Annotated in this window: 15 protein-coding genes; 8 read left to right on the plus strand and 7 right to left on the minus strand. The window is 58.9% G+C overall.

Annotated elements, in window-relative coordinates; translation table 11 throughout:
• Both AC1XOS_RS13270 and AC1XOS_RS13275 read left to right on the plus strand, forming a co-directional pair.
• A partial coding sequence (locus tag AC1XOS_RS13270) for a hypothetical protein (RefSeq protein WP_481962701.1) occupies positions 1-378 on the plus strand: 378 nt, incomplete at its 5' end.
• A complete protein-coding gene (locus tag AC1XOS_RS13275; RefSeq protein WP_481962702.1) occupies positions 375-977 on the plus strand; it encodes a 4'-phosphopantetheinyl transferase family protein in 603 nt (200 codons plus the stop codon). The genes AC1XOS_RS13270 and AC1XOS_RS13275, both read left to right, overlap by 4 nt.
• 104 nt (positions 978-1081) lie before the next feature.
• Here the strand turns inward: AC1XOS_RS13275 and AC1XOS_RS13280 are convergent, their stop codons facing one another.
• Positions 1082-1696 (minus strand): ComF family protein, encoded by a 615-nt coding sequence (locus AC1XOS_RS13280; RefSeq protein WP_481962703.1) that lies wholly within the window; start codon positions 1694-1696, stop codon positions 1082-1084.
• 370 nt (positions 1697-2066) lie between these two features.
• Between AC1XOS_RS13280 and AC1XOS_RS13285 the strand changes: the two genes are divergently transcribed.
• Positions 2067-2504, plus strand: coding sequence for a redoxin domain-containing protein (locus AC1XOS_RS13285; protein ID WP_481962704.1), 438 nt, complete (start codon positions 2067-2069; stop codon positions 2502-2504).
• A gap of 10 nt (positions 2505-2514) precedes the next feature.
• Here AC1XOS_RS13285 and AC1XOS_RS13290 read toward each other — a convergent pair whose 3' ends face one another.
• Together AC1XOS_RS13290 and AC1XOS_RS13295 are read right to left on the minus strand one after the other, a co-directional pair.
• On the minus strand, positions 2515-3591 hold the full coding sequence (locus tag AC1XOS_RS13290) for a zinc-binding dehydrogenase (RefSeq protein ID WP_481962705.1): 1077 nt from the start codon (positions 3589-3591) through the stop codon (positions 2515-2517).
• Between the two features lie 2 nt (positions 3592-3593).
• A complete protein-coding gene (locus AC1XOS_RS13295; RefSeq protein WP_481962706.1) occupies positions 3594-4841 on the minus strand; it encodes a DUF5690 family protein in 1248 nt (415 codons plus the stop codon).
• A 99-nt stretch (positions 4842-4940) separates the two neighbouring features.
• Between AC1XOS_RS13295 and srlD the strand changes: the two genes are divergently transcribed.
• Genes srlD through AC1XOS_RS13310 form a run of 3 tightly spaced genes read left to right on the plus strand, consistent with a single transcriptional unit; the run spans position 4941 to position 8148 of the window.
• Positions 4941-5714, plus strand: a complete 774-nt coding sequence (srlD, locus tag AC1XOS_RS13300) for a sorbitol-6-phosphate dehydrogenase (RefSeq protein ID WP_481962707.1) — start codon at positions 4941-4943, stop codon at positions 5712-5714.
• Positions 5711-6880 (plus strand): CAP domain-containing protein, encoded by a 1170-nt coding sequence (locus tag AC1XOS_RS13305; protein WP_481962708.1) that lies wholly within the window; start codon positions 5711-5713, stop codon positions 6878-6880. Before srlD ends, AC1XOS_RS13305 begins: the two co-directional genes overlap by 4 nt.
• Positions 6877-8148, plus strand: coding sequence for an MFS transporter (locus AC1XOS_RS13310; protein WP_481962709.1), 1272 nt, complete (start codon positions 6877-6879; stop codon positions 8146-8148). The genes AC1XOS_RS13305 and AC1XOS_RS13310 overlap by 4 nt, the downstream gene beginning before the upstream one ends.
• Here AC1XOS_RS13310 and AC1XOS_RS13315 read toward each other — a convergent pair.
• Positions 8132-9073: a S66 peptidase family protein gene (locus AC1XOS_RS13315; protein WP_481962710.1), complete on the minus strand. Its 942-nt coding sequence runs from the start codon at positions 9071-9073 to the stop codon at positions 8132-8134. The two genes, AC1XOS_RS13310 and AC1XOS_RS13315, sit on opposite strands and share 17 nt — an antisense overlap.
• Positions 9074-9110: 37 nt before the next feature.
• Here AC1XOS_RS13315 and AC1XOS_RS13320 point away from each other — a divergent pair, with 37 nt between their 5' ends.
• Together AC1XOS_RS13320 and AC1XOS_RS13325 are read left to right on the plus strand one after the other, a co-directional pair.
• Positions 9111-9881 (plus strand): creatininase family protein, encoded by a 771-nt coding sequence (locus AC1XOS_RS13320; RefSeq protein ID WP_481962711.1) that lies wholly within the window; start codon positions 9111-9113, stop codon positions 9879-9881.
• A gap of 62 nt (positions 9882-9943) precedes the next feature.
• Positions 9944-10354 carry a Spy/CpxP family protein refolding chaperone gene (locus AC1XOS_RS13325; protein ID WP_481962712.1) on the plus strand — a complete coding sequence of 137 codons (411 nt, stop codon included), beginning with the start codon at positions 9944-9946 and terminating at the stop codon, positions 10352-10354.
• A 37-nt stretch (positions 10355-10391) separates the two neighbouring features.
• Here AC1XOS_RS13325 and AC1XOS_RS13330 read toward each other — a convergent pair whose 3' ends face one another.
• The 3 genes from AC1XOS_RS13330 to AC1XOS_RS13340 are packed head-to-tail and all read right to left on the minus strand — an operon-like array spanning position 10392 to position 12037.
• On the minus strand, positions 10392-10811 hold the full coding sequence (locus tag AC1XOS_RS13330; RefSeq protein ID WP_481962713.1) for an EamA family transporter: 420 nt from the start codon (positions 10809-10811) through the stop codon (positions 10392-10394).
• Between the two features lie 4 nt (positions 10812-10815).
• A complete protein-coding gene (locus AC1XOS_RS13335; protein WP_481962714.1) occupies positions 10816-11814 on the minus strand; it encodes an ROK family protein in 999 nt (332 codons plus the stop codon).
• Positions 11815-11860: 46 nt separating this feature from the next.
• Positions 11861-12037, minus strand: a complete 177-nt coding sequence (locus tag AC1XOS_RS13340; protein WP_481962715.1) for a hypothetical protein — start codon at positions 12035-12037, stop codon at positions 11861-11863.
• Between the last annotated feature and the right edge of the window lie 463 nt (positions 12038-12500).

Here is a 12500-nt window from a genome sequence, read left to right on the forward strand (position 1 = left end):
CTCGACACCAAGAGCCAAGGCGAGTATCTGAAACGTCGCCTTCAGAAAGTGCAGGATCGGCTGAAACCTATGGTAAACGCCGAGCCGGAGCAGGCGTTCTGGGAGACACTAGGTCGGGTTCGTCAAGCACAAGAAACGGCGATCCATGCGCACTTCCCAGAAGTCTACAATGCCCCTGTCACTCTGTTCCGAGCACAAGAGCACAGTGAGCCGTGGGATGAGCACCTGTTCTGGGGCGAGGTACTTCCGCAGGTCGATATCTGCGATGTCCCTGGCGACCATCATCTTTTGATCCAAGAGCCGTTTGTCAAGACCCTCGCGGAGGAGCTAACCCAGAGGCTCGCCCCCCCGACTCTACGACTTATCCAGGCAGCATGACACCGCTAGAGGCACCGGAGGGAGTGGTGGTCTGGCAGCTTGAGCTGGACAGGCCAACTCCTTCCGCCTGCCTCTCGCCCGACGAGCAAGCCCGCGCCGAGCGCTTTCGCTTTGCCCAAGACCGCCAGCGCTACACGGCCTGCCGCAGTGCTTTGCGGCTCTTGCTAGGCGAGGAGCTTGGCATTGCCCCAGAGGGGGTCGTTTTCACCTACGGCCCTCAAGGGAAACCCCAGTGCTCAGACATCGCCTTCAATGTCTCGCACAGCAATAACCTTGCGCTGATCGCACTAGGGGCAGAGGGCGTGGACATCGAGAAGCTGCGAACGGACTTCGATCCCCACGAGCTGGGCCGTCGTGTTTTTACAGACAGCGAGCTCAGGCAGCTTCGCACCCATGACGATTTCTTTGCTATTTGGACGCGCAAAGAGGCGGTGATCAAGGCGGAGGGCGGCGGCTTCTCCTCGCCACTTCTCAAGCGTACGGTCTGGCCAGAACCAGAGCCGTGGATCGCGGAGCGCTACGAGCTGGTGCCTCTTCACCCTGCGCCAGGCTATGTGGCAGCACTGGCAAGAGCCCCCAAAAAAACCGTCAGGCAGTAATATGCCTGACGGGGTTTAGTCTCGTCTCGCTCTCGGCTCTAAGGAGAACTCAGAGCTTCGCATTCCAGTTATCGGTAGTTCCACAGGAACACTGGAGCGGTATTTTAGCCACGCCAGACACGGCCCAGTGCCAGCATCTGCACTTCGGCGGCTCCGTGGTCGAGAAGCAGGCGGCGGCAGGCCTTTAACGTCGCGCCAGAGCGCGCAATGTCGTCGAGGAGCAGTACGGGCTTGCCGAAAAAGAGCGTCTCGTTTTGGACTTCTATGGTCTCTAAGTGCAGGTGTGAGTAGCTCGGCCCACCGTAGCCGATGCGCCGAATCTTGGTGTGGCGGCGCAAGCACTCGGTGGCATCCACTCTCCCGCCAGAATCGGCGAGCTTTTGCGCCAGCGCCCGAATCGGTGTCTCGGAAATAAAGGGGTTGTGTGAGGGCGCGACGGCCACGGCGATCTCTTCCGCAAGCATCGGACTAATCTGCTCCGTGAAGCGCTTAATCGGCCACTTGCGCTCGCTGCTCAGAGCATCCACCCAGCGTGTAAGCTTTGCCGCTGCCTCCGCATCTTTTAGCTTGTGGGCGCTATAGCCGCTCTCCCCGCCCTCTTTGACAAAGCGCAGCATCCCCTGCGTCTCAAGGTTCTGCTTGATGGCTAAGTAATCGCCCAGCGTGACGATCTTCTCTAGGTTCTCGCGCTCCGCAAAGGCTTTCGAAAAAACGGCCATACGGCCCTATTTTACTTTATCTTTGTAGCCCCTGGGGCACGAATCATTGGCCGCCCCCTCAAAGGAGGCGTCTGGGTAGCCTTCGTGCCATTGCAGACGCCGGTTCTGAACGATTGATGGATAAGGCCAATCGCCTTTCCGTTTAGAGGCACAAAAATCAATTCGGATCGGCAAAGCGATGGGTTTTGCTCTACTCCATTCGGCCTAGAAAAATCTCGCTCTACAGCCCGATGTGCCAAAGACAAGAGTGGCAGATAATGGCTCCACGAAACTCTGGTCACGTAGCCCTCTCCCCCTCCTCGCCCTGCCGAACCAAATCAGCCTCCCGGCTCGCTTAGGCTCGCCACCCTCCGGCTCCGCGAAGGGTTATATGGTCTATTTCATCACCTCAACGCAGTGCCCCGTGGCCCGGCAGTACGCCAGCCGGATGCAGGCGCTGGGCACGGAGTTTGGGGCGCGTGGCATTCGCTTTGTCCTACTCAACCCCAACGACTCCGAGAGTGAGGCGGCGTTCTCAGCTCGGGCGAAGGAGCCAACGCTAACCCTGCCTCGCATCAAAGACCCACACGCAAAGCTCGCGCAGAAGCTGGGGGAGGTGCGCTATCCCGAGGCGATTATCGTGGACAGGCAGGCTGCGCAAGTGCGTGTGCCCTATGTGAAGCGTGTGCCGGAGGCGCTGCTCGAAGACAAGCCTGCCCCGTGGCGAGTCATCACATCTACGGAGGGCTGCGAGATTACGTTTTCTTTGAGCAAGCCCAGTATGCCTTCGGTTCCGGCTTTGTCACTGCTAGTTTGCGCTTTCCCGTAGGACGAACACGCTAGTGGCTGATGCGCACGCCTACCCGAAAGGCACCAGGCTCATGTGCAGCCTGGAAAGCCTCTGCTGCAGATGCCAGAGGAAACCACGCGGTCACCAGCGATTCGAAGAGTGCTGCGCTTGTAGGGGAAGCCAGGAAACGAAGAGCGGTGGCCAGATCCTCGGGTAGATAGTTGTGCACCCCTATCAGGGGCAAGTTACGGCGCACCAAGGTCTCGATTTGAAGCGCAACGGGCTCCGCGGGAAAGACTGCGCCCACCAGCGCGAAGCTCCCGCCTAGGCGCAGGCTGAGGAGCCCTGCGGTAAAGGCCACGGGAACCCCGGAGAGCTCCAGGGCAACATCGGCCCCGTAGCCACCGGTCGCCTGTCGCACGGCTTCGGGGAGCTGCTCGGGAGCAAGTAGCACGTCGGCCCCGAACTCCTCAGCACGCGCCCGCCGCACGGGATCAGGATCCGCACAGAGAACCAAGGCAGCCCCCGCGGCCTTTGCCAGCCCACAGGCCGCCAAGCCCAGCATCCCTGCGCCTTGGATCAGCACGGCCTTTCCGGAAACGCCGCCCACCGAGCGCAGCGCCGCCGCCACGGTCGCCGTGGCGCAGCTGAGCGGGCAGGCTGCGGCATCGGGGAGCGTATCGGGTAGCCGAAAGAGCGCGGTTCCCGGTGCTAATAAACAGAACTCCCCCAGTCCACCCGTCCAGCCAATTCCCTTCTCATGGCCATACTTGACCTGCCGCTCACACTTCTGGGGCAGCGCACGGCAGCAGTAAAAACACGTGCCACAAGATGCGATCAGTGCCCAGGTCACCCGATCACCCACGCGCAAGGGCTGACCGCAGACATCATGGCTCGGTGCACTCGGCCCCAGGCTATCAATCTCGCCGATAATCTCGTGGCCCAGAACCGTGGGCACGGAGACGGCTCGTCGCCCGGTGTAGCTGTGCAGGTCACTTCCACAGAGCGTGCACGCCGTCACGCGCACCAGGATCTCCGCACCCTGTGGCTCTGGAACGGGCAGCTCCTCAAGACTCAGCCCACGCTCCGGCCCCCAAAAAACCTGTACTTGCCCCACTCGGCTCATGCTCACTCCTCCGTGTTTTCTGGTGCTGCTGTCCGACGGGAGAAGTACAGCACGCACCCTAAAAGCATCACTGTTGAGAGTCCTACAGAGCCACCTGCGAGTCCAGTGAAGAACTCCAGAAAGTGGCCTGTTCGCGCCAAGGCGCTCTTGCCTAACATTACCCCAACATAGCCCAGATAGCCAAACGAGTCGGCCAGATAGAGCAAGTAGCCGACATTGCCCCGCTGCTGCGCCAGTGCCAGCAAGCGCTCGAAGATGGTGGTGTGAATCGCGACATAGGGAAGGTAGAGGCCCAGGCCAACCAGCACCATAAAACTGAAGCCGCTCAGCCAAGCACCCCGCCCCAGGAGCGCCACTCCCACCAGAACAAAGCCCAGCACACAGCTGCCGAGGCTCAGAAAAAACGCACGCTTATTGTCCCGCACCAGCACGGTGAGGCCACTTGCGACCACCACGCCCGCCATCACCAGAAACTCGGAGCGAGCAAAAACACTCGGCTGGCCACCGTAGCCCAGCTCTTTCCAAAGCTCCGGGGCAAAGTCGGCACGAACGCTCCGTAGCACGGTCAAGAGCAAGTAGGTGCCCATGAGCAGTAGCAGGCCGCCCGCCCATGCCCGAAAGAGCTGGCCCCGCTGGCCCGCCGTCATGGGAATCCGCTCCTTGCGTTGCTGGATGTCGTCAGCAGAGGGCGAAGGGATTCGCGTGAGGAGCAGAGCAAAGAGCAACAAGGGCACGCTGGCGAGGGCTCCTGCTACAAACGGCATCCACGGCTCGGGAATCCCAACTCCTAGGAGCCATGCCCCGAGTGACTTTGCAACGCCATCGGCCAAGATAAAGCTAGCGCAGAGCCCAGCGGCAAGTGCCTCAGTGGCTCTTCGTCCCTCCAGAAAACTCAAGACCAGCCCAAAAACCATCCCAAGAGGGAGCCCATTCACAAAGAGCCACAAAACATTCCAAGGTGCAGGAGTGATGGCGAAGAGCAAGAGTGCCAACAAAGCGACACCCACCAAGGCAAGAAGCGTCTTCACCCGGCGCTCTGGCACCATCCCCCCAATCACTGAGATGCCCAGAAACTTTGACAACGTGTAGCCCAGCACTTGAGCTGTCACCAGCACAGTTTTATAGTCCAGCCCCCAAAAGAGCTGCGCATCGTAGCTGGCTGACGTGAAGGGTTTGCGCAGGCCGTACATACAAAAATACGTCCCAAATGCGGCAACGATACAGAGCACAGACGTGCCCAGCTTACTCATAGCCCTCAGGGTACGGGTTAAGAGCCAGCACAGTGTTAAGAAAGCTTTACGTTGTTTTCCAAAGCAACTCCCACTGAATCTGGGTTATAATTTAGGTCTATGCGACTTCAAGGTAAATCGGCGATTGTGACGGGCGCGGCTCAGGGGCTCGGGGAGGCGCTGGCTCAGCGCTTCATAGACGAAGGTTGCTCTGTGCTTCTCGCCGACATGAGCGAGGAAAAAGCGATCACGGCGGCGGCAAAGATCGGAGGCAGTGCAATCGGGATGCGTGCCGACGTCACAAGCGAGAGTGACTGTGCAGCGATGGTTGCGAGAGCCGTTGAGGCATTTGGCAAGCTCGATATTTTGATCGCCAATGCGGGGATCTTAATTGCGGGTGATGTCTGTGAGTTTGAGCCGGAGAAGTGGAAGAAAGTCATTGAGGTGAACTTAAACGGCTACTTTATCTCGGCGCAGGCGGCGTGTAAACAGATGGCACTGCAAAAATCCGGGTGCATTGTTCAGATCAACTCCAAGTCTGGCAAGAAAGGCAGCTTTCGCAACTCAGCGTATGCGGCGAGCAAGTTTGGGGGAGTTGGCCTCACCCAGAGCATGGCGCTCGACATGGCCCCGCATGGTGTCCGCGTGAACTGTGTCTGTCCGGGAAACCTACTCGATGGCTCTCTCTGGCAGGACTCGCTCTTTGCCCAGTACGCCCAGACCCAGGGCCTGACTCTGGAGCAAGTACGCGCCAAGTACGAGTCGCAGGTGCCACTGGGCCGGGGCGCAACTTACAGCGATATTGCGGGAGTCGTGGTCTTTCTCTGCACCGAGGACGCGGGCTACATGACAGGACAGGCCATCAATGTCACAGGTGGTCAGGAGATGCGTTGAAGCGAGCTTGGCATCAGGATCTCTGGGAAGGCTCAGAGCCGCATCCGCAGGGCAAGATCCCGCAGGAGCGCCCACAGCTCGTCTGGGAGATGCGGCCCAAGGGAGGGGCGCAGATCCGGCGCGTCCAGATGAAGGTCAATGGCAGGCCCATCCCCACCCACTACGACGTCGAGACAAAGAGCATTATCGGGAAGCCGCAGGAGCCTCTGCCGCTCGGAACTCTGAAAGCGTTCTGCGAGGCGTGGTTCTCCACAGACAAAGGAGTCGAGATGGAGTGGGAGTTTACCCGCGTCCCACAGCCTCCCCCGCCGCCTGCTCCCGATTTCGCGCAACAAGAGACCGTCGCCAAACTCAACCAGCTCCGCCGCGCCGCCCTGCTCCCCGATGCCAAGATCCAGCCCGCTCTTTGCCACGCTGCGGCTCGACACAGCCGCTACTTGCTGGTGAACCGCCTGAGTTCCACCCATGAGCAACAGCCAGGCAAGCCTGAGTTCTTCGGCAAAGACCATACGGAGCGCAGTGAAAGATCGGGCTACTTTGGCCTCAGCTACGAGGTCATTGCCAGTGGAGAGAGCGGTCCGGTAGCGGTCCAGCACTTGATGGACGCACCGTATCACCGCTCCGCGCTCCTTCAGCCCGGCGCGTTTGATGTCGGGGCCGGGCTAGCAGGCAACCGCGTGACCCTGCTCTGCGCCCTCACCGATCAGCAAGAGTCGCTGGTCTACCCGGCCGATGGCCAGCTCAATGTCGCGGTTCGCTGGGACGAAGTCGAGATCCCCGATCCCCTACGCCTCTACCCAGGTGTAGAACGAATCACAGGCTATCCCATTACCCTCCATGTCTTTGGAGAAGAAGGCAGCCTGACACTCCTAGATGCCAGTGTCACGGGACCGGGCAACCAGCCGGTTGCCTGCCACCTCAACTCTCCCGAAAACGACGATGCCCTTGATGACACCATCTTGCTGATGCCCAAGAAGCCGCTCCTCCCACTCAGTACCTATCAGGCACGAATCGCAGTAAAGACCCCTATGGGCCGTGAGATTACCCGCACCTGGCAGTTCACCACGGGAAAGGCTCCGCCCCCAAAGCCTTTCGAGATTTCAAAGCCTTCCTGGAAACCAGCCCCAAAAACAGTACCAAAACCAACCCCCAAAAAGAAAAAATGACGATAAAATCCCTTTCCCCTCAGCAGTGGAAATCTGGCATTGCCGCATGGCTTGGCTGGCTTTTCGACGGCCTCGACATGCACCTCTACACCGTGGTGGCTCCCGTTTTCGTGGCCTATCTCCTCAACAGTGAGTCAACAACCTCGCCCGAGGTGAAAGAAAAAGCGGCCTTTATTCAGGCGGCCTTTCTGATTGGCTGGGCGCTCGGAGGGGCGTTCTTTGGACGGCTGGGCGATATTCTGGGCCGTAGCAAGTCCTTAAGCTTAACGATCCTGACCTACGCGCTTTTCACTGGCCTCTCCTCATTTGCCCAGAACTGGTGGATGCTCTTAATCTTCCGCTTTATCGCCGCGCTGGGAATCGGGGGCGAGTGGGCCGTCGGCTCCGCGCTGCTCTCTGAGACTTGGCCCAAGAGCTGGCGTGCCTGGATCGCCGCGTGCCTGCAGACCGCTGTCAACCTTGGGGTGCTGCTTGCTACGTTTACCACCTACCAAATGGCCGGCTACGAGAAGTGGGTCTTTTTAGTGGGAATCCTCCCCGCCCTCTTTGTCTTCTGGATCCGTCGCCATGTCCCTGAAACCGAGGAGTGGCACAGTGCGCAGAGTCAAGACGGAGAAAAGCCAGGTATCAAGGATCTCTTCAAAGGCAGCGTTCGCCCCACGACACTGCGCGTTATCGCCGTCTGTGCTACCTCGTTGACTGCCTGGTGGGCCTTTCAGTTTTGGAACCTTCAGTACCTACGCAGCCTCCCAGACGTGCAAGCGCTTGGGAAAGTCGGGGTTAGCCAGCTTGCCAGCAAGGCGTTCGGGCTCATTATCGGCATCTCGATTGGAGGGAACTTCTTTGCAGGTTTCCTGGCCAAGAAGCTCGGCTACCGGAAGGCGATTGCCCTGATGTTTCTCGGGTTTGGCCTCGCCAACTTCGCAACCTTTATCGTCCCAAGAGACAGTGTCTCTCTGCTTCCCCTCTTGCCCATTGTCGGGTTCTTCTCAGGAGTCTTCGGGCTCTTCACCATGTACCTTCCCCCGCTCTTCCCCACTCTCCTGCGAACCACCGGGGCAGGCTTTTGCTACAATATCGGGCGGATTTTTGCGGCCTTTGGAACCGTCTTCTTCCAGCTCATCAACCCTGTCGGGGACATGCGCCTCTCGCTCCTGTGGCTCACGCCGCTCTTTGTCCTAGCCCTCGTTTTCTCGCTTCTGCTGCCCGATCTCCGGGATGAAAAAGACGAGAAAGAGGAACAACAAAGCGCTATGGGCGAGCGATAAAGAGCTGTCCGGTATCGCAGTCTACGGTGGCTTGGGCTCCCATCGGAAGCGTGAAGCGACGTGGGATGTGGCCGTAGACAAAGCCTGAGACGACGGCAACGCTCTCGGGAGTCAGCTCAAGCGCCAAGCGCGGAACGTGCTGGGCAAGAATCTCGTCGCGCTCGTCCTTCCAGCCATTGAAGGAGCCAATTAATAGTCCGTTGAGCTTGCCCAGCACGCCTGAGAGCCGTAGCTGGGTAAGCGCACGATCCACCGCGTAGAGCTCCTCGGTGACATCTTCGATCAGCAACAAGGCTCCGGTAAGGTCAGGGACGTACTTAGTGGAGGCCAGCGACTCCAGCAGACTCAGACAGACGGGCACCAGCCGCCCGGCGACACTTGTCCCACCACGGTGGACCGTGAGCGGCGCATCATCGGGCTGTGCAAACACGAAATTCTCTTGGCGCACGGCCTGAAAAAAGCTCGCCTCCGAGAAGGGATCGAGTGTGTTTTCGCCAAAACCATCGCCTGATGTCGCCATGATCCCTGAGTAGCTGATAACTCCGTGTGCCGCCAGCGCTAAGTTCAGCGCCGTGATGTCTGAGTAGCCCACCAGAGTCTTAGGATCGGTGCGAAATGCCGCGTAGTCAATCCCATCCAGCAGCTTCCCGGAGCCGTACCCCCCACGCGCGGTGAGAATACAGTCAATCTCGGGATTGTGGATCAGCTCATTTAGATCCGCAAGGCGCTGCACTTCGGTGCCTGCTAAGTAGTTGCACTCGGGATGCGTTGCGGTCGCGTTAGGGGCAACAATGACCGTGTAGCCCCGACGCCGCAGCGCTGCCGCACCACGCTCAACCTCACCCGCAGGAGCCGCACCCGCAGGTGAGCAAATACCGATCACGCCACCAGGGCGGAGAGGCCGTGGCCATAAATAGGAACTCATGGAAGGGATTGTACCCGTCGCTGGCGAACCGTGACACATGCAACTAGGCGAGAGAAACTGGACAGAGATTGCGGCGCTAAACGATCGGGTCGTGGTGTGCCCGATTGGGTCGCTGGAGCAGCATGGGCACCACCTACCATTACTCACGGACTCGATGATTGGGAGTGAGATTGCCAAGCGCGTGGAGGCGGCTACGGAAGAGATCGCTGTCTTTACCCCGATGCTCTGGACGGGCGCGAGCCACCACCACTTGAGCTTTCCAGGCACGATTAGCCTCTCTCAAACCACGTACCGGAGCGTGATCGAGGACATGGCTGAGAGCTTGATCGGGGCCGGATTTCGTAAGCTCTTTTTCCTCAACTCCCACGCCGGAAATATCGTCCCTGCGCAGTCAGCGCTGCTCGAAGTCCAGCTACGGCATCGCGTGATACTCCCCGAGCTCTATCTGTGTGTGGGCTCCTGGTTCGAGCTTGCCCAGCCAGAGCTGGCGGCCCTAGGGCTGGTTCAGAAAAAAGTGATCCATGCGTGTGAGTGGGAAACGAGCGTGATTCAAGTAACGCATCCTGAGCTGGTGCAAGCGGCTCGTCCCGCCGCGCGACGCGATATTGACTCCGCATTCTGGAGCCCCGACCATATCAAAAACAATCGTCTCTCGGTTATTCGCACGATGGAGCAAGGCAGTGAGACCGGCGCGTTTGGCTTCCCCGACGATGCCACACCCGAAAAAGGGGAGCTGCTTATCCAAACAGCCACGGACGTGGTTGTCCGCTTTGTGAAAGAATACGCAACGTGGCCGAGAGTGCCTTAGCAAGTTTACAGAACTTTTTAATGATTGCCGCCTATAGTGGTAGGAAAGGAGTAGTGATTTCCATGAAGACAACGATTTTAACCCTTGCTGCCATCCTGATGGTTGGCGGTGCAGCGTTTGCGCAGCGACCTGGTGGCGGTGGTCAAGGAGGCCCTCCTGGCGGTGGCGGCGGATTTGGTGGCGGCGGCGGATTTGGTGGTGGCCGTGGTGGCGGTGGCGGCATGCGTATGTATGAGAACCTTGGCCTGACCGACGCTCAGAAGACCAAGCTCAAGGCCGTTACGGACAAACAGCGTGCTGAGATGGACGCGATGCGCAAGAAGTACACCGAGCAGATCAACGCCATCCTGACTCCCGAGCAGAAGAAGAAGCTAGAAGAAGAGCGCAAGAAAATGATGCAACGCTTCATGGGTGGCGGTGGCCCCGGCGGTGCCCCCCCCACGGGTGCCAAGCCCGGTGGTAAAAAGGGCTAGCTCAAAAGCCCCCTTCGCGATGCCGAAGGGGGCTTTTTTAGCCTTTTAGCGTCAAAAGCACACCCGTCACGATCAGAGCGCACCCGACGCCAAGCTGCCAGGTCAGTTTCTCCCGCAGAAAAACAACCGCAAGGACGGTGGCAAGCACGAAGCTGAGCTTGTCAATGGGAGCGACTTTAGAGACGGGCCCGAGCGCCAGTGCCTTGAAGTAACACATCCACGAAGCGCCTGTCGCGAGGCCCGAGAGGACGAGGAAGAGGAGCGTTTTAGGGGGGAGTGCCGTCAGTTCCTTAGCTTCACCACGTGCCAGCACCAGCCCCCAAGCCGCAACGAGCACCACCGTAGTTCGTACCGCCATCGCTAGATTGGAAGGGATCCCCTGAATCCCAATCTTGGACAGAATCGCGGTGAGCGCTGCAAAGCAGGCTGAGAGAAGCGCCCAGCCTGCCCAAGTCACGGCGTTAAGCAGCGCTCTCTAGCGCATCGAAGACGAGGCCCGCGCCGCCGTAGATTCCCGCATCGTCGCCGAGCTCCGCGGGGATAATCTGGCAGTCTTTGATGAGCGTGCTCGACGAGTTGGCGAACGCTGTGCGACGGATCGGCTCGAAGAGGAGATCTCCTGCACCAGCCACTCCCCCACCAATCACGATCTTCTCAGGGTTGAGGAGCATGACAACCGAGGTCACACCAAGCCCGATGTAGTAGCCCGTCTCCTCCAGCACTTCCAGCGCGACCGCATCGCCTGCTTTTGCGGCATCCGCGATATCTTTCGGGGTGATTCGGTGCCAGTCGTAGCCACTAACCTCTGCCAGAAGGCTCTTGCGGCCTTGGCAGAGCTTGCGCGATGCCCGCTCACAGATGGCAGAGATCTGTGCCATAGACTCTAGGCTTCCAAAAGACGCCGCGCCACCACGCTCTCCAGCGGCGATAACGATGTGCCCCAGCTCGCCCGCCCCCCCGGTAAAGCCCGTCCAGAGCTTGCCATCCAGAATCAGCCCTCCGCCCACACCAGTGCCCAGGGTGAACATCACCATGGTTCGGGTGTCACGCCCCGCGCCAAAGCGAAACTCCCCCATGGCCGCGACATTGGCATCGTTGCCCATCAGCACAGGAAGCCCCGTCGCCTCCGCAATCGGGTCGGCGAGGGAGATATTCCGATACGGAAAGCCCTCCTCGTAGAAGTTGGGAGCCCAGAGGACTTTCTTACCCGCAGGATCAATGTGCCCAGGGACACCAATTCCCATCCCACCGATCTCAGAGAGAGCAACGCCCGACTCCGAGATCGCTTCCTCAACCGCCTGCTTGATCTGCCCGACGGTTCGTGCGGAGCCTTCTTGTGCCAGCGAGGGCCGCTTGCCGTGCCCCAGCATCTTGCCCGCCCGATCCAGTACAGCCGCTCGGATATTTGTCCCACCTAGATCAGCCCCTACGACGTAGTGAGCGTCCCGATTCCAACTCAAGGTTTTCTGCCTCCCAAAATTACCAGGTCAGTATAGCACATCGGCTCTACTTTCCCCCCACAATCGCATCCGCTTCCGAAACCCGCTGCTGACTTTCTTTCTGAAGAGTCGCTGCCCGGTCTTTGCTCTGCACGGCTGTCTGTACCGCCGCTTCCGGGGTGGCCTCACGCTCACAGCCACTAAGCAGGGCAAGCGCGACCAGACAAAGAAAAATATTCGTCATGTTGGTTATTGTCGGCAAGGAGCACTTGGAGATGTATACTTGCTCTTTTTGCCGCGACAGAGTCTGCCTTTTCCAGAGCATAGCAAGTCTGCGAGACTCCAGGTTCGTCTCACCGGAGAAAAGTGACACAGCACACTACATTCAGAGGAGATCTGGCGTTCCACGAGAAATTAGCAACGCCTCGCATCCATTTGCCTCATCACTTATTTGCCTTGTACCCCTGTATGCTTGTTGTCATTATTCTAAACTAGAGCTATACTCCAGACAGTCGGCTACAAGTCCGGTGTAATGGAGGTTGTTTAAAATGCGTTTCTCTACACTTGTAGTTGCCTCTCTAGTGTCTCTCAGCTTATCTTCTGGGCTAACAAGAGCTCAGTCTTCATCTGAATCAGGCTGGTTATATGGCCCTGTAACATTGATAGATGTTTCATTACCTGATCCTCCCCCTTTTGTCATTGGAGAG

It is taken from the genome of Armatimonas sp. (genome assembly GCF_964826245.1).

Excerpts from the sequence above, each read along its gene's own strand:
- AC1XOS_RS13340 (WP_481962715.1), bottom strand. The coding sequence starts at position 12,037 with ATGACGAATATTTTTCTTTGTCTGGTCGCGCTTGCCCTGCTTAGTGGC.
- AC1XOS_RS13295 (WP_481962706.1), bottom strand. The coding sequence starts at position 4,841 with ATGAGTAAGCTGGGCACGTCTGTGCTCTGTATCGTTGCCGCATTTGGG.
- AC1XOS_RS13310 (WP_481962709.1), top strand. The coding sequence starts at position 6,877 with ATGACGATAAAATCCCTTTCCCCTCAGCAGTGGAAATCTGGCATTGCC.
- AC1XOS_RS13315 (WP_481962710.1), bottom strand. The coding sequence starts at position 9,073 with ATGAGTTCCTATTTATGGCCACGGCCTCTCCGCCCTGGTGGCGTGATC.
- AC1XOS_RS13320 (WP_481962711.1), top strand. The coding sequence starts at position 9,111 with ATGCAACTAGGCGAGAGAAACTGGACAGAGATTGCGGCGCTAAACGAT.
- AC1XOS_RS13285 (WP_481962704.1), top strand. The coding sequence starts at position 2,067 with ATGGTCTATTTCATCACCTCAACGCAGTGCCCCGTGGCCCGGCAGTAC.
- AC1XOS_RS13275 (WP_481962702.1), top strand. The coding sequence starts at position 375 with ATGACACCGCTAGAGGCACCGGAGGGAGTGGTGGTCTGGCAGCTTGAG.
- AC1XOS_RS13290 (WP_481962705.1), bottom strand. The coding sequence starts at position 3,591 with ATGAGCCGAGTGGGGCAAGTACAGGTTTTTTGGGGGCCGGAGCGTGGG.
- srlD (WP_481962707.1), top strand. The coding sequence starts at position 4,941 with ATGCGACTTCAAGGTAAATCGGCGATTGTGACGGGCGCGGCTCAGGGG.
- AC1XOS_RS13280 (WP_481962703.1), bottom strand. The coding sequence starts at position 1,696 with ATGGCCGTTTTTTCGAAAGCCTTTGCGGAGCGCGAGAACCTAGAGAAG.
- AC1XOS_RS13325 (WP_481962712.1), top strand. The coding sequence starts at position 9,944 with ATGAAGACAACGATTTTAACCCTTGCTGCCATCCTGATGGTTGGCGGT.